Genomic DNA, 24,507 nt, shown 5'->3' with positions numbered 1-24,507 from the left:
GATGGCCTCGGCCAACACCGCCCTGCGTACCCGGGACCGGGTCGCGCGGGCCGCGCTCTACGCCGTCCTGATCCTCGGCCTGTTCGCCGTGGCCGGGCCGTTCGTCTGGATGGCGCTCTCGTCCATCAAGCCGGAGCGGGAGATCCGGGCGGTGCCGCCGACCTGGTGGCCCGAGACGGCCACCCTCGGCAACTACCGCGACCTGTTCTCCGGGCTCGACTTCCCGCTCTATTTCTTCAACTCGCTGCTGGTCGCGACCGCGGTGACCGCCGGCAACCTGCTGTTCTGCTCGCTCGTCGGATACGCCCTGGCCAAGCTGCGCTATCCCGGCAAGCGGGTGCTCTTCCTGGCCGTGCTCGGCATGCTGATGGTGCCCGGCATGGTGACGTTCGTCCCGCAGTTCGTGCTGGTCAGCAACATGGGCCTGGCCAACACCTACGCCGGCCTGATCCTGCCGTTCCTGGTCGGCGCGTTCGGCGTCTTCCTGATGCGGCAGTTCCTCCAGTCGATCCCCGACGAACTCATCGAGGCGGCCCGGGTCGACGGCGCCGGGGAATTCCGGATCTTCTGGCGGGTGGTGCTGCCGCTGTGCCGCCCGGCGCTGGCCACCCTCGGCATCCTCACCTTCCTGCAGTCGTGGAACAACTTCCTCTGGCCGCTGGTGGTGGCGACCACGGAGGACAAGTACACCCTGCCGGTCGCGCTCGCGCTGTTCAGCGTCGGCCAGAACCGCATCTACTACGGCCCGCTCCTCGCCGGCGCCGTGATCGTCGTGCTCCCGGTCCTCGTCCTGTTCGTGGTCCTGCAACGGCACTTCCTGCGCGGCATCGCCACCACCGGACTCAAATGACCCTGATCCCTCCCCGCACCAGACAAGGAGACCCATGCGACGCCTACTCGCACCGCTCCTCGCGCTGACCCTCACCCTGGCCGGCGGCTCGGCCGCCGTCGCCGCGCCCGCCGACCGCGCCGCCGACCGCGCCCTGCTCGGCTACGCCCGCGACACCTGGCGGTCGATGACCGCGATGACCGACCCCGGCACCGGCCTGGTCGCCGACAACATCACCGGCGACCTCGCCACCGGCGGCCGGTCCACCTACACGTCACCCACCAACATCGGCGGCTACCTGTGGTCCACGGTGGTCGCCCGCGACCTCGGCATCATCTCGCCCACCGAGGCCCGCGAGCGGATGGGCAAGACCCTCGACACCCTCGCCCGGCTCAAGCACCACACCCCGTCGGGCATGTACTACAACTGGTACGACCCGCGCGACGGCTCGGTCGTCACGGTCTGGCCCGACGACGGCAGCACCGTGTACCCGTTCATGTCCAGCGTGGACAACGGCTGGCTCGCCGCCGCGCTGCACGTGGTCAAGGGCGCCGTGCCGCAGCTGCGCGGCAAGGCCGATGCGATCCTGCGGAAGATGAACTTCGGCTTCTACTACAACCCGGCCGCGGCGACCCCGTTCGGCGCCAGCGGCCTGATCGCCGGCGGTTTCTGGGACGCGCCACCCCCGGGCTGCTCGCAGCAGCGCGCCGGCGTCTGGTTCACCTGCAACCACTACGACATCACGGTCACCGAGCCGCGCATCGCCACCTACCTCGGCATCGCGGCGGGCCAGATCCCGCCGGAGGCCTACTACCACACCATGCGCACCCTGCCGGCCAGCTGCGACTGGAGCTGGCACGAGATGCAGCCGGTCGGCTTCGACACCAGCCACCTGGGCGTGCCGGTGTACGAGGGCGCCTACCGGTACCGGGGCATCCAGTTCGTGCCCAGCTGGGGCGGCGACATGTTCGAGGCGCTGATGCCCGACCTGTTCGTGCCCGAGGCGCGCTGGGCGCCCAACAGTTGGGGCCGCAACCACCCCGCGACGGTCGCCGGCCAGATCGAGCACGGCATGAACGACGCCCGCTACGGCTACTGGGGCTTCTCCCCGGCGAGCGACCCGGCCGGCGGGTACATGGCGTGGGGCGTCGACGCGATGGGCATGGACACCGACGGCTACCCGTCCGACATGGAGCGCTCGAAGTACGACGCCGGGTTCGGCGACTGCCGCCCGGCCGGCCCGGAACCCGACTACGGCGACGGCGTGGTCACCCCGCACGCGGCGTTCCTCGCCCTGCCGTACGCCAAGGGGCCGGTCGTGGACAACCTGGCCCGGCTCAAGGCCGACTTCGACTCGTACGGGCCCGGCGGCTTCTACGACGCGGTCGCGGTCGGCAGCGGCACGGTGGCCAAGCGGTACCTCTCGCTCGACCAGGCCATGATCATGGCGGCGCTCGGCAACGAGCTGCGCCACGACCTGATCCGCCGCGCGTTCGTCTCGCCGCAGTTCGAACGCCGGATCCGTCCGCTGATCGCCAAGGAGACGTTCAACGTGCCGGCCGGACAGGACCTCCCGCAACTGCGTGGAGCCGCCTCATAGCGTGCCGTGACGTGGGGCCCTCGGTCGGCGACCGAGGGCCCCACCGCCGCATGTCGGCCCTACTTCCTCGGCTGGGTGCCCGACGACACCGTCGCCAAGGTCTCGCTGTCCGTCTCCCTGATCAGCCCACGGTCGCGCAGGAAACGCACCAGGGTCCGCAGGTCCTCCGGCGCCATGTCGGTGGTGGGCACCGGGACGACCTGGAACCAGTTGATGGTGAACAGCAGCTGGCCGGGAATCGGCGTCACCCGGTTGAGCGCCGGCCAGCGGATCGTCGAGTCCATCAGCTCGTTGTGGGCGTGCACGCCGTCGTCGGTGAACTCCCAGCCCGTCGGGATGCCGTAGATCCGCCAGCTCGCCCACCCGCCCAGCCAGATCAGGAAGGCCGGTACGGCCCAGAAGATGACTGCCCCGCCGACGGCGTGCAGCACGGCTCTGGCCTCCGCGCCGAGAGCCAGGTAGATCAGGGCGAGCAGCCAGAAGATCACCCCGCCGGCGCGGATGGCGAGGATCAGCCGTCGTTGGGCGTGGCGGAGGGCCGCCGCCAACCGCCGGCGGTCGGGCTGAACCTCGGTCCGGATACGCACGGTCGCCGACCCTACCGGCCGGCGGCCATCCGTGGCGCTCAGGCCCCGGGCAGCTCGATCAGGACCGCCCCCGGCTGCGGCAGGTCCAGCTCGATCACCGCGGCCCCGGCCTCGGCGGCCGGCTGCATCTTCTCCACCGGGAGCTGGTTGGCGGCGCGCAGCGCCGGCCACTGCTCGTCGGTCGGCCAGTCGGCGACCCCCAGCCGGTCCGCCACCGTGGTCACGTCGCCGTGCTCCCGGTCCAGCCGGGAGACCAGGGCGGGCCGGCCGGCCGCGCCGTCGACCACCAGCCGGATCCGCCGGGCCAGCGCCGGATCGCCGTCCCGCTTGCCCTGGTCCAGGGTGGCGGCCCAGACCAGGATGGCGAGGCTGCCGTCGGCCCGCCGGCTCGCCCAGGTCTGCACCAGGCCGTCGGCGCCGTCACCGTCGGCCCGCACCGGAAGCTCGGTCTCGCCGAGCTGGGCGAGCATCCGCAGGGCGTGGTAGCGCGGCTTGGCGATGCCGCCGACGGTGAGCAGGCCGAAACCGCCGTGCAGCAGCCGCGGCGGCCGGCCCAGCTCCTCGAAGTGGTCGCTGGCCACCCAGTAGGACAGCGCGTCGACTCGGCCCGCCGCCGACCGCATGCCGCTGAGCAGGAAGGTGGCGGCCGACGTGCCGTCGCTGACCGGGTGGAAGTGGGTGGGGGTGACCCCCCACTCGGTCCACAGGATCCGGGCGTCCGGGAAGCCGAGCCGGGCCAGGGTGGGCCGCAGGTCCAGCGGCGGGCTGCCGTACGTGTGGGTGGAGACGAAGTCCACCGGCGCGCCGGTGGTGGCGGCGTGGGCCAGCAGGTCGTCCACCCAGCCGGCGGCGGCCGACGACGGGCCGCCCACCGGGATCCGGGGGTCGACGTCCTTGACCGCGCGGGCGGTCACCTCGTACAGCCGCATCCACTCCGCCCGGCTGCCCGACCAGAAGACCTCCAGGTTGGCCTCGTTCCACACCTCGAAGTCCCAGCCGAGCACCTGCTCGCCGTAGCGGTCCCGCAGGTGGGCCACCAGTGCGCGGACCAGGCCGGCCCACCGGTCCCAGTCGCGCGGCGGGGAGATGATGCCGCGGTAGGTGAAGACGGTGCGCTCCGGGTCGCTGGCCAGGTCGCGGGGCATGAACCCGAGCTCCACCACCGGCGTCATGCCGATGCCCAGCAGCAGGTCGTAGACCTGGTCCACCCGGCTGAAGTCGTGCACCGGCTCGCCGTCGACCTCCCGGTAGACGCCGAGGTCGTCGTGCAGGATCGCGTGCGCCCGCACGGTGCTCACGCCGATCTCGTCGTGCACCCGGCGCAGCGCGGCCAGCAGTTCGGCGCCGATCTCCCGGCCACCGGAGCGCTCCCGGCAGAGCAGTTGGGACAGCCGCTCGGAGCCGATCATCGGCTGCCAGGGCCGGTGCAGCGGACCGCCGGTGGCGTTCGCGTCGAGGCGCAGGTGGACGGTGGGCGGCTCGCCGGCGGCGGGCAGGGCGGCCGCCGGGACCGGGTCGCTCAGCGCCCCGGTGACGGTCACCTCCGGCACGGCGGCCACCGCGTACGCGTACCGCCGGCCGGGGGTGCCGGTGGTGTCGACGTACCAGGTGTCGGGCACGGAGAGCACGTCCCCGCCGAGGTGGTCCACCGGGCGCAACGGCCCGGACACCCGGTCGCCGTCCAGCGTGGCGCGATGCACCAGATAGCCGACCGCGCCGTCGACCGGCTGCCAGCGGAGCCGGACGTGGCCGTGGCCGGCGGTGGCGGTGAGCCCGGCCGGCGGCGGCAGGTCGGGCAGCGCGGCGGCGCCGCCCTCCTCGCTGCGCCGGGCGATGCGGGCCGCCCAGTCGGCCCGGGCGTCGGACGGCTGGGCTCCGCTGGCGTTCGTCACCGGGGTCCTCCTGGCGGTCGTGGTGATCCGGTTCGTCGACTGTAACCGGTTACCGACCGCCCCGCGACGGCCGCGACGCCCGCGCGCCGCGCGGCCCGCCCGGTCAGCCCACGGCGGCGGGAACGCCGAACCGCACCGCCACGCCGGGGGAGTACAGCACGCTGACCGGCGGACCGGCCGGCGCCGGCAGCCCGGCGGCGGCGACCAGCTCGTCGTCGAGGTGCAGCAGCTCGGCCCGGTGCAACGGCCAGCGCGGATGCCAGTTCGGCAGGTGCAGCGTGCGCCCGTACGCCCGGGTGTGCAGGCCCCAGCGGGCGGTGAGGAAGTGCTCCAGGGGGCTCGGGTCGGCCAGCGGCGTACCCACCCGCACCTCCATCCGGCTGGTCGCCCCCGTCGACCCCGGCCAGCGGCGCCGACACCGGTAGACGCGGCGGTCGCCGTCGCGCTCGATCCGCATCGCCGACCACAGGTACGGCAGCCGCAGGGTCGCCCGGGCCACCAGCACCGGAACCAGCCGGGACGCGTCGAGCGAGCGGAACACCACGGCCCGGCGGCCGGTGTCGTCGACCGAGTAGAGCCGGACGTTTGTCTCCCAGAAGCTGCCGAGATACGGCACCGGCGGGCCGAGGCCGAGCCCCAACCCGACCATCCGGAACCCGATCAGGCCGACGTAGCTGACCCCGTCCAGCGTGTCCGGCCGGGTGCCGGCGGGCAGCAGCGGCGCGACGACCTCCGGCGCGACCGCCCAGTGCAGGAAGGTGAGGTCCGTCCAGCGTTGCCGCAGGGTCGAGCGGGAGAACGCCGGCTGCGGGGTGTGCGCGATCGGCTCGACATCCACCTACCCATCGTCTCCCGCGCCGGCGCCGCCGCGGAAGGAGGTCAGCCGGAAGCAGCGGGAGACGGCGGTGCGAACCGGGCGAGCGGGTTGGCCAGGGTGCCGGCGAACTGGAGCGCGGCGGACGGGTCGGCGAGGTCGACCATCTGCTGGTTGTCGCGCAGTTGCAACCGGTTGAGGCAGGAGAGCGCGAACTGCGGGGCGAACAGGTCGTGCCGGGCCAACCGGTCGGCCAGGTGGGGCACGGCGTCGGCGTAGTCGACCGCGCACTCGGCCACCGTCCGCCAGAAGTCGTCCTGGTCGAGGACGCCCCCGGTGTGCAGGATGGCGGCCAGGTGGCGGAAGAAGCAGTCGAACACGTCGGTGAAGATCGACAGGATCTTCTCCTCCGCCGGGATCGCGGCCCGGATCCGGCGGACCCGCTCGGGCAGGTCCGCGTCCGGGTTCATCACCACGATCTCCTCGGCGATGTCCTTGAAGACCACCCGCTCCACCGCACCGGCGTCGAGGACGAGGATGACGTTCTCGCCGTGCGGCATGAACGCCAGGTCGTACGCGTACAGGCTGTGCAGCAGCGGCACCAGGTACGCGTCCAGGTAGCGGCGCAGCCACACCGCCGGGGCCAGTCCCGACGCGGCGATCAACGCGCCGGCCAGCGGCCGGCCGGCCCGGTCCACGTGCAGCAGGCAGGCCATGGTCGCCAGCCGCCGGCCGGGTTCCAGGCCGGGCACCGGGCTCTCCCGCCAGAGCGCGGCCAGCATCTTCCGGTACGGCGACCCCCGGTCGGTCGCCGCCTCGTACTGCCGGTGCCGGTAGCCGATCGCGGCCCGCTCCCGGATGATCGACAGACCGGTGCGCTTCAACACCGGGTCGTCGTCGACCAGCGCGGCCAGCCAGTCGTTGATCGCGGGCGTGGCCGCCATGTACGCGGCGGACAGGCCCCGCAGGAAGCCCATGTTCAGCACCGACAGCGCGGTCTTGACGTAGTGCTTCGTCGGGTCGGTGACGTTGAAGAACGTACGGATGGACTGCTGGGCCAGGTAGTCGTCCGGCCCCTCGCCGAGGCAGACCAGCCGGCGCCGGGCGACCTCGCCGGCGAAGGTGACCGCGAGCCGGTGCCACCACTGCCACGGGTGCACCGGGATCAGCAGGTAGTCGGCCGGGTCGAGGCCGAGCCCGGTGAGCGTGGCGGTGAACCCGGCCAGGGTCTCCTCGCCCAGCTCGGCGCGGACCAGCGCGTCGTAGTCCAGGTCGGCGGCGCAGGTGAACGTGGTGTGGTCGCGGTGCGCGGCCAGCCAGAGCAGCCGCACCGGCGCGGCCGCCTCCGGGGCGTACCGGTGGTAGTCGTGCACGCCGAAGCCGAGGCGCCCGTTGTTGGCCACGAAGCAGGGGTGCCCCTCGGTCATCTGCGTCTCGATGGTCTGAAAGTCCGCGGCGGCCAGCTCGGCGGCGGAGACCGCCGGCCTGCCGAGCTTGTACGCGGTGCCGGCCAGGGTGGAGGTGATCTCCTCCAGGTAGACCGGCAGGATCGCGTCGGTGAGGCCGAGCGCGCCACGCAGCTCCAGGCAGAGGTCGACGGCGTCGGGCGGCAGCCGCGTGCCGTCGCGGTGCCGGGTGATGCTGGCGGCGTCGATGTGCCAGTGGTCCAGCGCGAGGCGCTCGGCGGCGAACCGGTACTGCACGGTGCCGTCGTCGCTGCGCACCATCCACCGCCCGAGGTCGGTGGGCTCGGGGGTGATCAGGCGTTCGTGGGCGAACTCGGCCAGCGCCTTGCGGACCAGCAGCCGGTTGGCCGTCGCCCACGCCCCGGGGGTCAGGTGGGCGACGGACGCGGTGGCGGTCACGCGGACACCTCTTCCCCGGTGGCGGCCCGGAACTGGTCCCGGGTGCAGACGCTGAGCAGCGCGTCCTTCTCGGGCTTGCGGATCCGGCCGGCGACGGTGAAGCCGACGGCGGCGTTGAGCGCGTGCACCGCGGTGTTGCGCACGTCCGGCTCCACCACCACCCGGCGGGCCGCCGGGTCGGCGAAGAGCCAGGCCAGCACCGTGATGAGCACGGCGCGGGTGAAACCGTGCGCCGGCGTGTCGGTGGGCGCGCAGAGGAAGTGCATGCCGACGTCGCCGGGCTCCGGGCCGTACAACCCGACCAGCTCCACCCGGGTCGGGTCGTACCGTTCGGCCAGGAACGCGGGCCGGCCGCGCCATGACCCGAGGTACGCGTCGTGGTGCGGGTGGGCGGCGATCCGCCGGTACTCCTGCGCGACGCCCGCCACGTCGGCGTCCCGCATCAGCCAGAACGCCGCCTTCGGGTGGGTGACCCAGCGGTGCAGCAGCGCCGCGTCGGCGTCGGCGTCCAGCGGGCGCAGCGCGAACGCGCCGAGTCGTCCGTCGACCCGGGTGAAGGAACTCATGCCGTGCCGGCCGGGCATGCTCTCACGGCCCTCGCTTCGCTCGGTGCGTTCGGTCATGCCGTGCCGGCCGGGCATGCTCTCACGGCCCTCGCTTCGCTCGGTGCGTTCGGTCATGCCGTGCCGGCCGGGCATGCTCTCACGGCCCTCGCTTCGCTCGGTGCGTTCGGTCATGCCGGGACTCCGAACTCTTGGAACGCGATGGTCTTCTCGATCGGGTAGTGCTCCCGGCCGGTCAGCTCGCGGATGATCCACGAGTTGCGGTACGGGCCCATGCCCAGGTCGGGCGAGGTGATGCTGTGCGTGTGCGTGCCGCCGTTCTGCAGGAACACGTCCCGGCCGGTGTGGTCGACGCTGTAGTTGCGGGCCACGTCGAGGCGGCCGTGGGCGTCGAAGCGGAGCCGGTCGCGCACCGGGGCCAGGAACTCCGGCACCCGGTGGTGGTAGCCGGTGGCCAGCACGAGCCCCTCGGTGTCCAGGGTGAGCGCCCGGTCCTGTTCGGTGTGGCGCAGCCCGAGCCGGTAGCGGCCGCCGTCGTACGCCGCGTCGACCAGTTCGGTGTTGGTCAGCAGCCGGGTCGGCACCGGGCCGGGCAGGCTCTTGGCGTAGAGCGTGTCGTAGATGTCGTTGATCAGGTCGGCGTCGATGCCCTTGAACAGCGGCTGCTGCGCGGACTCCAGCCGGTAGCGGGTCGGCTCCGGCAGCGCGTGGAAGTAGTCCACGTAGTCCGGTGAGGTCATCTCCAGCGTCAGCTTGGTGTATTCCAGCGGGAAGAACCGGGGCGAGCGGGTCACCCAGGTGAGCTGGTAGCCGTACCTGTCGATGTCGCCGAGCAGGTCGTGGTAGATCTCGGCGGCGCTCTGGCCGCTGCCGACGACGGTGATGCTGCGCGTGGCCCGCAGCGCCTCCCGGTGCGCCAGGTAGCGGGAGTTGTGGATCAGGTCGCCGCCCAGGCCGGCGCAGGCCGGCGGCAGGTACGGCCGGGTGCCGGTGCCCAGCACCAGGCGCCGGGCCCGGTGGCTGACCGGTCCGTCCGGGGTGTCGGCGCGCACCACGTACCGGTCGTCGGTCCCGTCGTACTCGACGCGGGTGACGGTGTGCCGGAAGCGCAGGTGGGGCAGCTGCGCGGCGGCCCAGCGGCAGTAGGCGCTGTATTCGGCGCGCAGCGGGAAGAAGCTCTCCCGGATGTAGAACGGGTACAGCCGGCCGGTCTCCTTGAGATAACGCAGGAACGAGTACGGCGAGGTGGGGTCGGCGAGGGTGACCAGGTCGGCGAGGAACGGCGTCTGGAGCCGGGCCGACTCGAGCAGCATCCCGGGATGCCAGTCGACGTCGGCGCGGGCCTCCAGGAACAGCCCGTCGAGGTCGTCGATCGGTGCGGTGAGGCAGGCCAGTCCGAGGTTGTAGGGGCCCAGCCCGACGGCGATGAAGTCGTGGGTCGACATGCGTTCGTACTCCTCCGGGCCGGGGTCAGCCGACCGGGGACAGGGCGGCCGTGGGTTCGGCTCCCGGGCCGACGACGCGAAGGTCAGCGCGGGCGTGCCGGTCGGCGTGCGCGGCGATCAGGTCGAGGACGGCGGCGACGTCGTCCACCGTGGTCTCCGGGTTGAGCAGGGTGAGCTTCAGCCAGTGCGCGCCATCGACGGTGGTGCCGGCGACCAGCGCCGCGCCCGAGGCGGCCAGCGCGTCCCGGGCGTACAGGTTGGCCTGGTCGACCAGGTGCGGCGGGGCGCCGGGCGGCACGTGCCGGAAGACCACGGTGCTCAACTGCGAGCGGGCCGCCACCTCGAAGCGCGGGTCGGCGTCGAGGCGCCGCCAGGTCTCGGCGGCGAGGTCGACGACCCGGTCGAAGAGCGCGCCGACGGCGTCCGGGCCCATGATCCGCAGGGTGAGCCAGAGCTTGCCCGCGTCGAAGCGCCGGGTGGTCTGGATGCTCTTGTCGACCTGGTTGGGGATGCCCTGCTCCGCCGCGCGGGCCGGGTTGAGGTAGTCGGCGTGCCAGGTGGCGTGCCGCAGCGTCCGGCCGTCGCGGACCAGCAGGGCGCTGGAGCTGACCGGCTGGAAGAACGACTTGTGGTAGTCGACGGTCACCGAGTCGGCCCGCTCGATCCCGTCGAGCAGGTGCCGGCGGGTGGGGGAGACCAGCAACCCGCAGCCGTACGCGGCGTCGACGTGCCACCAGACGCCGGCGGCGGTGCAGCAGTCGGCGATCTGCGGCAGCGGGTCGATGGTGCCGAAGTCGGTGGTGCCGGCGGTGGCGACGACCGCCATCACCACCTGCCCGGCGCGCCGGCAGCGGTCGATGGCGCGGGTCAGCTCGTCGGCGCGCATCCGGCGCTCGGCGTCGGTGGGCACGGTGAGCACCGCGTCGGCGGCCAGGCCGAGCAGCTTGGCGGCCTTCTGCACGCTGAAGTGACCGGCGGCGGAGGTGATGATCCGCAGCCGCGCCAGCAGCTCCGGCCGCGCTTCGCCGCCGCCGGCCAGCCGGCGGCACGCCTCCTCGCGGGCCAGCAGCAAAGCCTGCAGGTTCGACTGGGTGCCACCGCTGGTGAAGACACCGTCGGCGGCCGGGCCGAGACCGAGCCGACCGGCCGTCCAGCCGACGAGGTGCCGTTCCATCAGGGTGGCGCCGGCGCTCTGGTCCCAGGTGTCCAGTGAGGAGTTCACCGCGCTGAGCAGCGCCTCGCCGAGCAGCGCCGGGATCACCACCGGGCAGTTGAGGTGGGCCAGGTAGCGGGGGTGGTGGAACCACACCGCGTCCCGCAGCCAGACCTGGTGCAGTTCGTCCAGGGCGGCGTCGGTGTCACCGAGCGGCCGGTCCAGGTCGATCCGGTCGACCAGCGGCGCCAGCGCCTGCGGGGCGACCCCGGTGAACGGCCGGTCCGCGCGGGCGACCAGGCCGGCGACCCGGTCGATCCCGCGGGCCAGCGCGTCGCGGTAGTGCGCCACGGAGCCGGCGTTGAACAGGTGGACGGGGGCGGCGGGCAGGTCGGTTCCGGTCGCGGCGGATGCCGCGTCGGGTGTGCTTCCGGTCAGGCTCATGCGGTTCCCCGGCGTTCGAGGTGGACACGGGACGCGGCTCGGCCGCGCAGTTAGGTTAGCCTAACCTCATTAACCGTCAAGATCGGACAAGACGGTGGCGTGTCGGCCGGGCGGGTCCGGTCAGTGCGGAGCCGGGGTGTGCCCGGTTCGCGGAACGCCGGCCGGCTTGACATCTGGTCCGCAAGTTAGGTTAGCCTAACCTCATGTCGAGGGAACCGGCGTCGGCCGGCAGTGAAAGCCTGCGCGGAGTCGACCTCCGCCTGGAATACCACCGGACGCCGGTGGTGCACGACGCGTCCATCGCTCTGCGCGCCGGCACGGTGACCGCGCTGGTCGGCCCCAACGGCAGCGGCAAGTCCACAGTGCTGCGGGCGCTGGCCCGACTGCACCCCGTCGCGGCCGGGGCGGTGCACCTGCCCGGCGACACCGCGGCGGCGGGCCTGCCGGCCCGGGAGTTCGCCCGCCGGGTCACGCTGCTCGCCCAGAGCCGGCCGGTGCCCAGCGGGGTCACCGTCCGCGACGTCGTCGGCTACGGCCGCCACCCGTACCGGGGACGGTGGCGGGCCGCCGACCCGCGGGGCGCGGCGGCGATCAGCCGGGCGATGGACGTCACCGGCGTGGCCGCCATGGCGGACCGTCCCGTGGACGAACTCTCCGGCGGCGAGTTGCAGCGCGTGTGGCTGGCCACCTGCCTGGCCCAGGACACGCCCGTGCTGCTGCTCGACGAGCCCACCACCTTCCTCGACCTGCGCTACCAGGTGGAGATCCTCGACCTGGTGCGGGACCTCGCCGACGACCACGACGTGGCGGTCGGCGTCGTGCTGCACGACCTCAACCAGGCCGCCGCCGTGGCGGACGAGGTGGTGCTGCTGCACGGCGGCCGGGTCCGCGCCACCGGCACGCCGGCCGAGGTCCTCACCGAACCCGCCCTGACCGACACCTACGGCATCCGCATCGAGGTGACCACCGATCCGCTCACCGGACTGGTGACCACCCGTCCCGTGGGCCGGCACCGCACCCGTGCCCTGACCTGATCCGACGATCCACACTCATTGGAAAGAGCGACATGACCCGTATCCGCGTCACCGCCCTCGCCTGCGCGGCGGCCGCGCTGCTGCTCAGCGCCTGCGGCACCACCGAGACCGGCGCCGCCCCCACCGCATCCGCCCCGTCGGCCGGGCCGGTCACGGTCACCGACAGCCGCGGCAAGGCGATCACTCTCGACGCCCCCGCCACCAAGGTGGTCGGCCTGGAATGGGGCGAGGTCGAGATGCTCGTCAGCCTCGGCGTCATGCCCGTCGGCGTCGCCGACCCCAAGGGCTACGCCACCTGGGTCAGCGCCGCCCCGCTCGACCCGGCCGTCAAGGACGTCGGCACCCGCGGCGAGCCGAGCGTCGACTCGATCGTCGCCCTCCAGCCCGACCTCGTGGTGATGGCGGACGACCGGGGCGGCGCCCTGGTCGCCCAGCTGGAGAAGTACGTCCCGGTGCTGGTCACCAGGAGCAGCGACGCCTCGGACAACCTCGGCCGAATGCGCGCCGACCTGACAATGATCGCCACCGCGGTCGGCCGGACGGCGCAGGCCGACACGCTGCTCGCCGACTTCGACGCCGCCCTGGCCGAGGGCCGGAAGAAGATCGCCGACGCCGGCGCGGCCGGCCGTCCGTTCGCCGTCGCCGACGGGTGGAAGGAGGGCAGCACGGTCAGCATCCGGATGTTCGGCCAGGGCGCGCTGGTGTCCCAACTCGGCATCCAGCTCGGCCTCACCAACGCGTGGACCGGCAAGACCGACGAGGTGTGGGGCCTGGGCCAGACCGACGTCGAGGGCCTCACCGGGCTCAAGGACCCGAACCTGCACTTCTTCTACAACGCCTCCGACGGCACCGACGTCTTCGCCGACGGCCTCGCCGGCAACGCCATCTGGACCTCGCTGCCCTTCGTCCAGCGGGGCAACCTGCACCGCATGCCCGACGGCATCTGGACCTTCGGCGGCCCGCTCTCCGGCCAGCAGTACGTCGACCAGTTCGTCAAGACGTACGCGGGGTGAGCGCGCCGACCGCACCGCCGCGTCCGGAGCCGGCCGTCGCGCCGGCTCCGGCCGGGCGCCCCGCCGCGCCCCGCCTCATCGCCGTCTTCGCCGGCGCGGCCCTGCTCCTGCTCGTCGTCGCGGCGGTGCACCTCACCCAGGGCACCTCCGCCGTCGGCGCCCTCGACCTGCTGCGCCTGGTCACCGGCGGCGACGACGAGGCGGCCCGGGTGCTGGTCGCCGCCCGGCTGCCCCGGCTGCTCGCCGGCCTGGCCATCGGCGTGGCGCTCGGCTGCGCCGGGGCCGCCCTGCAGTCGGTCGCCCGCAACCCGCTCGCCTCCCCGGACACCCTCGCCGTCAACGCGGGCGCGCACCTGGCGATCGTCGCCGTCGCCGCGTTCGGCGTCACGCTGCCCGCGCTGCCCGCCGGGGGCCTCGCCTTCGGCGGCGGGCTCGCCGCGGCCACCCTGGTGCTGGCCATGTCCGGCGGCGGGCAGGCCAGCACCACCCGGCTCATCCTCGCCGGCTCGGCCACCGCCCTGGCCCTCGCCTCGGTCACCATGCTGCTCCTGCTGCTGTTCGAGCAGGCCACCATCGGGCTGTTCGCCTGGGGCAACGGTTCGCTGGTGCAGAGCGACCTGGTCGCGCTCACCCAACTCGCCCCGGTCGTCGTCGCCGCCGTCGCGGCGCTGGTCCTGCTCGGCCACCGGCTGGACATCCTCGCCCTCGGCGACGACACCGCCACCGTGCTCGGCCTCGACGTGCGGCGCACCCGGCTGGTCACCACCCTGCTGGCCGTGCTGCTCGCCGCCGCCGCCGTCACCCTCACCGGCCCGGTCGGCTTCGTCGGCCTCTGCGCCCCGGTGATCGTGCGGCTGCTCGCCCCGGTGCTGCCCGCCGTGCACCGGCACCGGGTCCTGCTGCCGCTGTCCGGCATCGCCGGAGTGCTCGTCGTGCTCGGCTCCGACGTGCTGCTGCGCGCCGTCCTGGGCGGGCAGGGCGGCGTCGACGTCCCCACCGGCGTCGTCACCACCCTGCTCGGCGCCGCCGTGCTGATCTGGCTGGCCCGCCGTCACCGCGACGCCGGCCCCACCCGCCGCCCGCCGAACGGACCGCGGCGTGGTCGCGGTGGCCGCCGCGGTCACCGCCGGCGCCGTGCTGGTCGGCATGCTCGCCGGCGACACGTGGATGCTCGTCGGCGACATCGTCAACTGGCTCGACGGCAGCACCGGGCCCGCGTACACCTTCGTGCTGGACCAGCGGTGGCCGCGCGTCACGGCGGCCGTGCTGGCCGGCGCGGCCCTCGCGGTGGCCGGCAGCACCGTGCAGGCGGTCTGCCGCAACCCGCTCGCCGAGCCCGGCATCCTCGGCATCACCGCCGGCGCCGGCCTGGGCGCGGTCGCGCTGCTCACCTTCGTCCCGCTGGCCGGCGTGTGGGCCGTCTCCGGCACCGCCGGCCTCGGCGCCGTCCTCGCCTTCGGTCTCGTCTACGGCGCGGCCTGGCGTGGCGGGCTCAACTCGGACCGCCTGGTCCTCATCGGCTTCGGCGCCTGGCAGGGCGGCCTGGCCGTGATCACCTTCCTGATCGTCGCGTTCGACCCGTGGAACACCGGCAAGGCCCTCACCTGGCTCTCCGGCTCCACCTACGGCCGCACCGCCGGTCAGGTGCTGCCGGTGGCGATCGCCCTGCTGCTGCTCACCCCCGCCGTGGCCGCCGCCCGGCGGGAACTCGACCTGCTCGCCCTCGACGACGACACCCCCCGGGTGCTCGGCGTCCGGCTGGAACGCACCCGGCTGGTCGCCCTCGGCGCGGCGGCGGTACTCACCTCCACCGCGGTCTCCGCCGTCGGCGTCATCGGCTTCGTCGGCCTGGTCGCGCCGCACATCGCCCGAGCGCTGGTCGGCGGCCGGCACGCCCGGGTGCTCCCCGTGGCCGCGCTGGTCGGCGCCGCGCTGGTCAGCGTCGCCGACACCCTGGGCCGCACCGTCATCGCCCCCGCCCAGGTCCCCGCCGGCCTGGTCACCGCCCTGATCGGCACCCCGTACCTGGTCTGGCTGCTGTGGCGCTCCCGCGCCGTGGCGGCCGCCTCCCGCTAGCGTCCACCGGAGACACCCATGACCGAGACCCTGCCCATCGCGCCGTGGCGCCTGTTCGACGTCGAGGTGCGGGCGGTACGCCGGCTGAGCCCGTCGTTCGTCCGCGTCACCGGCACCGGACCCGACCTGGACCGGTTCGCCGACAACGGCTACGACCAGCGGATCAAGCTCGCGCTGCCGCTGCCCGGGGAGCACACGGTGCGGATGCCGGCCGGCCCGGACTGGTACGCGCGGTGGCGGGCGCTGCCGGAGCACCGGCGCAACCCGGTGCGCACCTACACCGTCCGGGCCGTGCGCCCGCACCTCGCCGAGGTCGACGTCGACCTGGTCCTGCACGGCGACGGCGGACCGGCGACCCGGTGGGCCCGCCGCGCCCGCCCCGGCGACCGGATCGCCGTCGTCGGCCCGGATGCCGGCTATCCCGGCGAGCACGGCGGCGCGGAGTTCCGGCCGCCGTCGACCGGTCAGCTGCTGCTGGCCGGCGACGAGACCGCCGTACCGGCGATCGGGGCGATCCTGGAGCGGCTGCCGCCGGACGCGCGCGGCCGGGTGCTGCTGGAGGTGCCCGAGGCCGGCGACGCGCTGCCGCTCACCGCGCCGCCCGGGATGGCGGTGACCTGGCTGCCTCGCGGCGGCGCGGGCCACGGCAGCCGGCTGGTGCCCGCCCTGGCCGCCGCCGCGACGGACCTGCTCGACGGCCGGACCCGGCCGGCCGCCCCGCCGGTCGCCGAGGTCGACGTGGACGCCGACGTCCTCTGGGAGGTGCCCGCCGAGGCCGCGCCGACACCGCTGTACGCGTGGCTGGCGGGGGAGGCCGGCGTCATCCGCGACCTGCGGCGGCACCTGGTGGGGGAGCGGGGCCTGGACCGGCGGGCGGTGGCGTTCATGGGCTACTGGCGACTCGGCCGGGCCGACCCCGCCTGACCCGCGACCCGGTCAGCCGCGGCCGAAGCCGATGGCGGCCGCGAACAGCGCCAGCAGCGCCACCAGGACCCACCAGTCGGCGAGGAACCGGCGCCGGGCGGCGTCGGCGCCGACTCCGGCGCGCTGCTCGACGATCGCGCCAAGCCGGCGCACCAGGTCGAGCGCCCGGTCCCCCCGCGAGGTCAGGAACGACTCCGGCAGGCCCCAGGCCCGGACGCGCCCGCCCGAGCGGAGGGTGAACCGGAGGGACAACCAGTCGACGGTAATGTCCTCGATGTCGCGGTACGGCACCTCGTGCGTGCTGACGAAGTTGGTCACCGAGAAGTGCCCGGCCCGGGCCACCACCCCGGTCCGGAAGCCCGCCCGGAACATCACCCAGCACAACACCGCCGCGAACCCGGCGAACCCGGCGTCCTCCCACCAGGACGTCAGTCCCGGCTGGGCGAGGGCCCAGGTGACACCCGGCACGGCGACGAGCAGCAACAGCCGGAACAGCAGCCGCTCACTCCCGCGATGCAGATCGATGTCCCGTTGCCGGCTGCCGGCCGTCTCCACCGCCATCCGCCCTCCCGTCGTGCGCGTGCCGTGGTCGCCGGGCCGGGCGCTGCTCGCCCGGCCCGGCGACACCGTCATCGATGCTTGTTGTAATAGTAGGAGGCGTACGCGCCGCCGCCGGTCACCGCCACGTTCCAGCGCAGGTTACGGCGGGTCGACTTCCACCGGGTGTAGCGGACCTTCCGGTGCTGCGGCCGGGCCCGGTGCCGGGCACCCACCCGGTGGCGGGGACCCGTGCAGCGGCACCGCCCGTACGACGGACTGGACGCTCGCCAGCGGGGGTTGCGCCAGGCCCGGGTGACCGCGCCGCTGCGCATCCCACCACCGATCATGCGGCCGATGCCACCGCCGACCAGGGTCAGACCGGCATCGAAGGCGACGCCGCGCCAGTCCACCCGCCCGGTCCGCTTCTTCGACTGGTACGCGTTGTAGCCGATGTTGATAGCCGAGGCGACGCCACAGGCCAGGACGCTGCCGACGATGCAGACCGCGCCCACGGCGTACGAGCGCCAGTTGTCCTTGAGATGCCGGCCCACCTTCTTCATCCAGCGCGGCAGCTTGCCGTCCAGGTCGCTGCAGTTGACCGGGTCGGCGTTGCAGTAGTCGTACGCCGTCGCGCTGCCGCCGGCCACCGGGTCCACCTGGAGGAACCGGCCCAGAGCCCGGCTGTACAAGCGGGCGCCCATCAGGATGACGCCGGCCGGCGCCTCACCCGAACGCTGCGCGGCGCCGTGCCACCCGTACCGCTGCGCCGACTGCCCGGGCAGCGGCACGCCGAACTCGTCGTTGTCGTAGACCTCCGGCTCGGACAGCGCGGTGTCGATGGTCATGGCGATGTCGCCGTGCAGGTTCGACAGCTGGAGCCGGATCTCGCCGTTGCTCCCGGCGGTCGCCACCAGCCCCTCGTCCGGCCCCTCCACCATCCGGGTGCTCGCCCCGGTGGCGGTGTCCTCCACGATCCAGGCGGGTTCGTCGGAGTCGTCGCCGTAGTGGTTGAGCTTCGACGCGGTGGCCGTCCACACCCCGTCGACCAGGCTCTCCTCGGTGAAGCCACGGAAGCGCTGCGCCGGGTCGAGCGTCCAGGTCGTCCGGGCGTCGTCCATGGATCGCCGCTGGACCAGGTCGTTGACGTGGTACTGGGTGGTCACGTCGCCCGGCTCCTGGACGGTCCGGCCGAACGCGTCGTAGACGTAACCCGCGTCGGTCAGCCGGTCCGCCGAGTCGTACGTGTGCGTCGACGACTCGCTCACCGTGCTGGTGTCGCACGCCCCCTCGCCGTCGGGGTCGTACACCGTGCGACCGGTGCGGTTGGTGCGGGTGTCGTAGGCGTACGCGCGGGTCACGCAGCCGTCGAGGGACGCGCTGTCGTGGCGCACCCGGGTCAGCCGCCCCAGCCCGTCGTACGAGTACGTCTTCGTGCCGCCGGTGTACTCGTGCTCGACCCACTGGCTGTGGCTGTTCTCCCGCACCGATTCGGCGTAGACCGTCTCGCCGTCGGAGTCGCGGGTGAAGACCCGCTCCACCGGTTGCAGGTTCGCGTCGAGCCGGTCGGTGCGGGTCAGCCCGCCCGGGTACTTCAGCTCGACCAGCTGCCCGTCCGGGGAGTACTTCGCCGAGAAGGTGCCGACGACGCTGTCCGTGCTGCTGGTCAGCAGGCCGCGCGGCTCCAGGGTGCGGTTGTAGGCGAAGGTGGTGGCGCCGGTCGGGTTGGTGACCTTGGACTGCCGGCCGAACCGGTCGTACTCGGTCGAGGTGACCCCGCCGTCGGCGTCGACGTACCGGACGAGCCGGCCCAGCTGGTCGTACTCGGAGCTGGTGCTCGCCGAGCCGGCGGTGGTCTGCGCCGTCCTGCCCGAGGCCGGGTCGTAGCCGGTGCCCTGGGCGGGGATCGCCACCCCCTCGCCGCCGGTCACCGCCACGCTGGTGGTGCGGCCCGCCGTGTCGTACGTGGTGACCGTGGTCCGGGTCTTGCCGGCCGCGCTCTCCGCGGTCGACGTGGTGTCACCGAAGCGGTTGTAGCCGAGGATCCGCCGCACCGGCAGCTCGGTTGTCATCCGGTTCGGGTCGTGGCCGGTCACCGCGCCGACGGACCGGGTGACACAGGCCTCGCCGGCCCACTCCGGTCGGCCCCCGCAGGCGGCGTCCCGGCTGTTCGCGCCCGCGGTGTAGTAGATGTTCTCCACCGCCCGGGCGTCGTCGCCGGTGGAGCCGACACCCCACGACTTGAGCACCCGGCCGGCCGTGTCGTGCACGACGTAGCTGGTGACGTTGGCGCCGCCGGCGTCGCCGACGACCTTGGTGGGCCGCTTGAGCACCCAGCCGGAGACGCCACCGTGCTCGGCCTCGTAGCCCTTGCGGCTGACCCGGACGTCCGCAGGCGGGTAGCCGTCGATCTGGGCGCTCTTCGTGGTGGTGGTGACGAGGTGGTACGTCGCGCCGTCCGGCTTGCCCTCGTCGTAGCGGTTGACGGTGCGGGAGCGGCCGATGACGACCTCGCCCCGCGCGACGGCCTGCAGCGGCCCGGCGCCGTCCGGATCGGCCAGCGGGTTCTCCAGCACCATGGTGCCGGTCGGGCCGACGGTCTCCAACAGGTCCAGGCCGTCGGTGCTGTAGCTGTTCACCGTGGACAGGGCCAACGCCCGCGCCGCGCTGTCGGAGTCCAGCAGGCCGAGCGCGGCCAGCTGGGCGTCGCCGCCGGGCAGCGTGCCCAGGGCCAGGGCCCGGTCGGTGGCCTCGAGGGTACGGACCACGTTGCCGAACCGGTCGTACTCCTGGGTGTCCAGGTGCCCGCCCGGGGACGCGGTGTTCACCTCCCGGCCGTGGGCGTTGAGATAGTGCACGGTGGCGTAGCGGTAACCGGCCGTACCGGGCGACGCCGCGGTGGCGCTGTTGCGCGCCGGCGCCTCCTCCGGGTCGAAGACCGCGGTGGCGTCGGTGGGCACGTCGGTCTGGCCCCAGCTGGCCACCGTGGCGGCGCCGAGGTTGTGCGGCCCGCCGGCCGCCTGGCTCAGCGGCACGTTGTAGACCAGGTTGGTCGCGGTCTCGCCGTCCGTGGCGGTCTTGCTACCCGGCTGCAACGCCGCCCGCCGGACCCGCATCAGCCGGCCGGTGTTCTCGTCCCCGGCCAGGTCGGCGACCTGCGCGTCGGTGAGCGCCGCGCCGTAGATCCGGACGTCGTCGATGCTGCCCATCCACGGGTTGGCGTTGGCGCCGGCCCACTTGGCGCGGCCCACCACGTAGTTGCCGCTGGCGTTCCAGGCGCCGGAGGTGGCCGCCGTGGTGTTCTGCGGCACGCCGTTGACGTACAGCTTCATCCGCCCGGAGGCGGGGTCGAAGACACCGGCGAGGTGGGTCCACTGCCCGACGGTCGGCGCCACGTTGGAGGTGGCCCGCACGGCGGTGGAGCTGTCCGAGTCGGCCGTCGTCCGGGAGAAGGCCCACCTGTTGTCGGCGGCGACGTAGTTCAGGAAGAACCCGCTGGTCCGGGTGCCGTCCTTCGACACGATCGTCCGGTTGGCGGTGGTGTCGGTGATCCGGGCCCAGGCCGCCACGGTGAACGCGGTCGTGTTCGACAACGGCGTGCCGCTGGCGACGATCTGCTGGGTGCCGGAGCCGGTGAAGGCCACCGCCCGGTCACCCGGGTTGGTCGGGTCGTTCGCCTCGGCCCAGGTCCCGCCGGTGACGGTGCCGTTGCGGCCGGCGCCGGAGCTGTCCGTGGCGTTGCCGTCCAGGTCCCAGCGCAGCGCGGCCGAGCCGACGTCCGGGTTGGCGTAGTCGAAGCTCCACGGCAGCTCGCCCGGCGGCGTGCTCCGCACGACCCGGTCCGCGGCGTCGTACTGGTACGCGGTCTTGAGCGCCGGGCTGATCCGCGGGTCCCACACCTCGCGCAGCCGGCCCAGGTTGTCGTACGCGTACCGGGCCACCTCGACGGCGTTGACGGCACCCGCCTGCGGGTCCCAGTTCCAGATCCGCACGGCGGTGACCCGGTCGGTGACGTCGCCGAAGACGGTCTGGCTCAGCCCGGGCGTCGTGCTGGTGGCGTAGACGTACTCGAGCACCTCGCAGCCCCGCGCCGGGGTCGTGCCGGTGCAGCCACCGGCGTCGTCCACCCCCGGCTCGGTGGGGTTGACGACCCGCTTGAGCAGCAGTCGGCCGCCGGTGGTGTCGTACACGTAGCGGGTGGTGGAGTGACCCTCGTCGGTCCACGACGAGGTGACCGTCCAGAGGCCGCTCTGCTGGGTGAACTCGCTGACGGTCCCGTCGACGTCGCGCAGCCGGTACGTCGCCGCGTCCGGCCGGCTCAGCACCAGACCCTCGTTGCCGGGCTCCGGGGTGAAGCTCTCCGCGCCGGCGGAGTTGCGGGAGAAGGTGATCCAGCCGCCGTCGCTCGTGGTGACCCGGGCCACCGACGGCTGCGGGAAGGACAGCGACGTGTAGTCGCTCTCCGCCGCGCCGCCGGTGGCGCCGCCGGTCCAGCTCGGGCCGAACGGGGCCACCACCTCGGTGACCGACAGGTTGTCCCAGTAGACCTTGCGCCCGCTGCCGGCCACGTTGCCGTTGTAGAGCCGGAACAGCGCCTCGGTCGCACCGGCCGGCACGGTCATGTCGACCGACAGCTCCTGCCAGCCCTCGGTGAAGGCGGCCATCGGCGACGCCACGGCGGTGTACGTGGTGCCGGTGCGGTGGAAGCCGACGATGCGCAGGCCGCGGTCGGCGTACGCCGGGGCGAGGCCGGTGGCGGCCGGCACGAAGATCCAGCCGGTCATCCGGTACGTCCGGCCCGGCTGCATGCCCAGCCGCAGGCCACCGTTGTCGCCGCCGACCGCCACGTAGGTGTCGTTGCTCGTGCCGGAGGCCGCCGGGGTGATCTCGAGGGAGTCGGTCGGGGTGATCTCACCCTGCCCCCGGCTGGTCACCCTCGCCGCGGTGGCGGTGCCGGGGACGGTGAACCCGGTGAGGTCGGTGGAGACCTGCTGCTGGTTGGCGGTCAGCTTCTGCGGCATGGCCACGTAGCCGTCCGTCGGGGTCCGCGACGACGCGGAGCGGGAGACGGTCAGGCCCAGCTCGTCGGCGTCGGTGGCGGACAGGCTCAGGTCACCGCTGAGCAGGTCGACCTCGCCCGGGCCGACCTCCTCGGAGGCGCTGCCGTCGCCGTTGGAGTCCACCGTGACCCGTACCCACGCGGTGTCGTAGACCGGCGAGGTGGAGGTCGCGGTGTAGATCCGGGCGCGGACCTCGACGACGCCGCCGACCGCCCCGAGGGTGTCCGCGGCGGTCCACACGGCGTGCCCGCCCAGGCTGCTCAGCGTCACCGGGGACGCCGCCGTGGCGACGATCGGGGCGCCGGTCGCGGACGTCAGGTTGGCCGACGGCACCGGCAGCACCGCGCCGCCCGGTCCGCGCCGGTATTCGAAGTAGGCGCGGGTGTAGCCGCTGACCGGCGTGGTGATCTGCAGCTTCGTCCGCTTGACGACGGTGGCGCCGGGCAGCGGTTGGGCGAGCGCGGCGTTGCCCGCCGAGAAGGTGTAGACGTTGGCGTCGGATAGGTTGCCGGCGCGGTCCTTGGCCTGCACGGTGAGGGTGCGCTGGCCGTCACGCGGGCTGAGCGTCACCGTCGTGGTGCCGGTGGCGGCGACGGTGGTCGCGGCGGCGTCGGTGTCCAGCCGGTAGACGAAGGCGGCCAGGTCGGTGGTCCCGTTCGCCGGGGTCAGGGTGAACGTGTCGGACTGGCCGGCGCCGCCGTGCGGCTGCCCGTCGTTGAGGTAGATGGTCGCCGACACGAAGGGCACGAGCGGCTTGTCGGTGTCGACCGTCAGGTCGGTCCAGGCGCTCGCGGTGCCGGTGGCGTACGGATCCAGGCCGCTGACCCGCCACTGGTAGGTGGTGTTGTTGACCAGGTTGGTGCCGACCTGCCAGGAGGCGGTGGAGCCGTTGGTCCAGCCGGGGCTGCCGGTCAGCACGCCGGAGGTCGCCACCGTGGCGCCGGTGGCCTTGTTGCGGATCTCGAAGCTGGCGCGCAGCGCCTGCCCGGCGTTGGCGTCGGACAGCTTCGCCGACAGCGTCGGCCGCAGCGACGAGGTGCGTGCGCCGGCGCCACAGGCCGAGTAGCAGGGCGTCACCGCCAGGGCGGTCGGTACGCCGGGCGCGGCGTTGTAGGTGATGCTCAGCAGCGGCGGGCGCGCGCCCTCGGCGGAGTCGAACCGCTTCCAGCTCCTCGTGTCGCTCTCGCTGGTCCCGCGCAGCATCACGGTGACGTCGTTCCAGTTGTTGTCGGCCGCCGACTGCAGCGCCTTGCCGACCTCGATGTAGACGTACCCGTCGGCGCAGGACGAGTTGTAGCCCTTCGTCTCGGTCGAGGTGCCGACCTTCTCCCGCGCGGTGGGCTGGGCGGTCCAGCGGACCGAGGTGTCGGCCCGGTCGGTGCGCCACGCCTCCCACGAGGAGGCGGTGCAGGAGTACGAGTGGTAGTTCCACAGCCGCAGCTTGGCCGAGGTGACCCGGGAACCCCAGAGGCCGGTGGTGCCGAAGCGCAGGTAGGACCGCGCCGTGTAGGCGCTGCCGTCGACGACGTACCCGAGCTTGAGGTCGGCGGAACCGGACTGGTCGCTGGAGTAGCCGGTCTGCACGAACGCGTCGAAGGCGACCGGCAGGGAGGCCGGCGGGTCGATGGTGACCGGGAAGGTCAGGTCCGGCCGGTCGACGAAGTCGGCGTCGGCGGTGAGTTCCATGACCGCCCTGCCGGCGCTCTTGCGCACCGTGCGGAGGCCGACCCGGGCCCGGTTGACGTGTTCCTGCGAGATCGGGGAGACCTTGGCGTCCCACATCTCCGGCGCCTGGGCGCGGCCGACCGGGGTGCCCTTGGCGTCCTTGAAGACCAGGCCGCCGGCGCCGTCGTCGGCCGCCGTCAGCTTGCCGGTGGTCATCGGCAGGGTCAGTTTCTCGATGCGGGCCAGCGCCGCCCGGTCCCGGGCCACGAAGTACTGCTCGTAGCCGGTGGAGTGGGCGACGATCTGGAGGTCGACACCGGGCAGGACGTCCGGGTAGGTCGCGGTGCGGCCGTCCAGCACCGGCTCGGGCAGCCGGCCGGTCCAGGCGATGCTGGTGCGCTGGGCGCCGGCGCCGAGGGACACCACCTCGTGCTCGCCCTGGGTCGTCTTCGCCCCGGACAGCAGCAGGTTGCGGGGGTGCACCCGCGGGGCGACCGTCCCGTCGGCGCGGCGGACCAGCGTCAGGTCGACGTCGTCCCACCGGTCACCGGCGCGGACCCGCACCGGCGCCAGCGCGCGCTCCTCGGTGCGGGTGCCGTCCGGGTTGACGAAGACCTGGGTGGTCTCGGTGCGGCGGTCGAGCGCCTCCACGCGGTCGCCGCACAGCTTGGCCGCGACCGCGGCGGAGGTCACGTCCGGCCGGTCGGCCGGGCACCGCGGCTTCGCGGCGGCCTGCTGCGGCGCCGCGGCGGCCGGGCGGCGGGTGGCCGGCACCTCGGCGACCGTCACCACCAGCAGCAGCATGAGGCCGAGGCACAGCCGCCTGATCCAGGCGTGCCGCCACCCCTCGTTCCACGAGCTGAACAGCTGCCCACGTTCGTCGGCCACGACCAACCCCCGTTCGTCCGATCACGAGTCGCCAGCAAGGTACGGGTAGAGTGATCACGCGGACATCACCCGGATAGGCGATCTTCGATCACCGCATCGATGATCTTGTCAACCGGAT

General features: G+C 73.6%; 15 protein-coding genes and 1 pseudogene. 7 read left to right on the top strand and 9 right to left on the bottom strand.

Going from position 1 to position 24,507, the window contains the following annotated elements:
• Position 1 precedes the first annotated feature (1 nt).
• Together K7640_RS00250 and K7640_RS00245 are read left to right on the top strand one after the other, a co-directional pair.
• A complete protein-coding gene (locus K7640_RS00250) occupies positions 2-850 on the top strand; it encodes a carbohydrate ABC transporter permease (RefSeq protein ID WP_222952591.1) in 849 nt (282 codons plus the stop codon).
• A gap of 34 nt (positions 851-884) precedes the next feature.
• Complete coding sequence (locus K7640_RS00245; protein ID WP_222952590.1) at positions 885-2,429, top strand: DUF3131 domain-containing protein; 1,545 nt, start codon at positions 885-887, stop codon at positions 2,427-2,429.
• A gap of 59 nt (positions 2,430-2,488) precedes the next feature.
• On the opposite strand, the gene K7640_RS00240 is transcribed toward K7640_RS00245, so the two are convergent.
• The 7 genes from K7640_RS00240 to K7640_RS00205 all read right to left on the bottom strand — a co-directional run bounded on the left by K7640_RS00240 (position 2,489) and on the right by K7640_RS00205 (position 11,192).
• The gene (locus K7640_RS00240) at positions 2,489-3,016 is read right to left on the bottom strand and encodes a YcxB family protein (protein ID WP_222952589.1); all 528 of its coding nucleotides are present in this window, start codon (positions 3,014-3,016) and stop codon (positions 2,489-2,491) included.
• A 38-nt stretch (positions 3,017-3,054) separates the two neighbouring features.
• Positions 3,055-4,908: a xylan 1,4-beta-xylosidase gene (locus K7640_RS00235; protein ID WP_222952588.1), complete on the bottom strand. Its 1,854-nt coding sequence runs from the start codon at positions 4,906-4,908 to the stop codon at positions 3,055-3,057.
• 103 nt (positions 4,909-5,011) lie between these two features.
• On the bottom strand, positions 5,012-5,746 hold the full coding sequence (locus K7640_RS00230) for a YqjF family protein (RefSeq protein WP_222952587.1): 735 nt from the start codon (positions 5,744-5,746) through the stop codon (positions 5,012-5,014).
• A 41-nt stretch (positions 5,747-5,787) separates the two neighbouring features.
• Positions 5,788-7,587, bottom strand: a complete 1,800-nt coding sequence (locus K7640_RS00225; protein ID WP_222952586.1) for an IucA/IucC family siderophore biosynthesis protein — start codon at positions 7,585-7,587, stop codon at positions 5,788-5,790.
• Positions 7,584-8,153 (bottom strand): GNAT family N-acetyltransferase, encoded by a 570-nt coding sequence (locus K7640_RS00220; RefSeq protein ID WP_222953100.1) that lies wholly within the window; start codon positions 8,151-8,153, stop codon positions 7,584-7,586. Before K7640_RS00220 ends, K7640_RS00225 begins: the two co-directional genes overlap by 4 nt.
• A gap of 167 nt (positions 8,154-8,320) precedes the next feature.
• Positions 8,321-9,595, bottom strand: coding sequence for a lysine N(6)-hydroxylase/L-ornithine N(5)-oxygenase family protein (locus K7640_RS00210; protein WP_222952585.1), 1,275 nt, complete (start codon positions 9,593-9,595; stop codon positions 8,321-8,323).
• A gap of 25 nt (positions 9,596-9,620) precedes the next feature.
• Entirely contained in the window at positions 9,621-11,192 is a 1,572-nt protein-coding gene (locus K7640_RS00205) for an aspartate aminotransferase family protein (RefSeq protein ID WP_222952584.1), read from the bottom strand.
• Positions 11,193-11,395: 203 nt separating this feature from the next.
• On the opposite strand from K7640_RS00205, the gene K7640_RS00200 reads away from it, so the two are divergent.
• The 5 genes and pseudogenes from K7640_RS00200 to K7640_RS00185 all read left to right on the top strand — a co-directional run bounded on the left by K7640_RS00200 (position 11,396) and on the right by K7640_RS00185 (position 16,239).
• Positions 11,396-12,226 (top strand): ABC transporter ATP-binding protein, encoded by an 831-nt coding sequence (locus tag K7640_RS00200; RefSeq protein ID WP_222952583.1) that lies wholly within the window; start codon positions 11,396-11,398, stop codon positions 12,224-12,226.
• A gap of 32 nt (positions 12,227-12,258) precedes the next feature.
• Entirely contained in the window at positions 12,259-13,239 is a 981-nt protein-coding gene (locus K7640_RS00195) for an iron-siderophore ABC transporter substrate-binding protein (protein ID WP_222952582.1), read from the top strand.
• Positions 13,236-14,231: pseudogene (locus K7640_RS29820) on the top strand (iron chelate uptake ABC transporter family permease subunit); the annotation flags it as partial. The gene K7640_RS00195 and the pseudogene K7640_RS29820, both read left to right, overlap by 4 nt.
• A 106-nt stretch (positions 14,232-14,337) precedes the next feature.
• Complete coding sequence (locus K7640_RS29815; protein ID WP_308042370.1) at positions 14,338-15,315, top strand: iron chelate uptake ABC transporter family permease subunit; 978 nt, start codon at positions 14,338-14,340, stop codon at positions 15,313-15,315.
• Between the two features lie 18 nt (positions 15,316-15,333).
• On the top strand, positions 15,334-16,239 hold the full coding sequence (locus K7640_RS00185; RefSeq protein WP_222952581.1) for a siderophore-interacting protein: 906 nt from the start codon (positions 15,334-15,336) through the stop codon (positions 16,237-16,239).
• Positions 16,240-16,251: 12 nt separating this feature from the next.
• Here K7640_RS00185 and K7640_RS00180 read toward each other — a convergent pair whose 3' ends face one another.
• Together K7640_RS00180 and K7640_RS00175 are read right to left on the bottom strand one after the other, a co-directional pair.
• Positions 16,252-16,800 carry a hypothetical protein gene (locus K7640_RS00180; RefSeq protein ID WP_222952580.1) on the bottom strand — a complete coding sequence of 183 codons (549 nt, stop codon included), beginning with the start codon at positions 16,798-16,800 and terminating at the stop codon, positions 16,252-16,254.
• A 68-nt stretch (positions 16,801-16,868) separates the two neighbouring features.
• Entirely contained in the window at positions 16,869-24,389 is a 7,521-nt protein-coding gene (locus K7640_RS00175) for a LamG-like jellyroll fold domain-containing protein (RefSeq protein WP_222952579.1), read from the bottom strand.
• Between the last annotated feature and the right edge of the window lie 118 nt (positions 24,390-24,507).

Origin of the sequence: Micromonospora sp. PLK6-60, from assembly GCF_019890675.1 — a bacterium.
Classification (GTDB): domain Bacteria; phylum Actinomycetota; class Actinomycetes; order Mycobacteriales; family Micromonosporaceae; genus Micromonospora.
Note: the sequence above shows the minus strand (reverse complement) of the source record. Positions and strands in the feature narration are given on the sequence as shown.

Bases quoted from the DNA above. Each gene is read 5' to 3' on its own strand.
- K7640_RS00200 (WP_222952583.1), top strand. From the start codon at position 11,396: ATGTCGAGGGAACCGGCGTCGGCCGGCAGTGAAAGCCTGCGCGGAGTC.
- K7640_RS00195 (WP_222952582.1), top strand. From the start codon at position 12,259: ATGACCCGTATCCGCGTCACCGCCCTCGCCTGCGCGGCGGCCGCGCTG.
- K7640_RS00250 (WP_222952591.1), top strand. From the start codon at position 2: ATGGCCTCGGCCAACACCGCCCTGCGTACCCGGGACCGGGTCGCGCGG.
- K7640_RS00220 (WP_222953100.1), bottom strand. From the start codon at position 8,153: ATGAGTTCCTTCACCCGGGTCGACGGACGACTCGGCGCGTTCGCGCTG.
- K7640_RS00210 (WP_222952585.1), bottom strand. From the start codon at position 9,595: ATGTCGACCCACGACTTCATCGCCGTCGGGCTGGGCCCCTACAACCTC.
- K7640_RS00245 (WP_222952590.1), top strand. From the start codon at position 885: ATGCGACGCCTACTCGCACCGCTCCTCGCGCTGACCCTCACCCTGGCC.
- K7640_RS00180 (WP_222952580.1), bottom strand. From the start codon at position 16,800: ATGGCGGTGGAGACGGCCGGCAGCCGGCAACGGGACATCGATCTGCAT.
- K7640_RS00205 (WP_222952584.1), bottom strand. From the start codon at position 11,192: ATGAGCCTGACCGGAAGCACACCCGACGCGGCATCCGCCGCGACCGGA.
- K7640_RS00185 (WP_222952581.1), top strand. From the start codon at position 15,334: ATGACCGAGACCCTGCCCATCGCGCCGTGGCGCCTGTTCGACGTCGAG.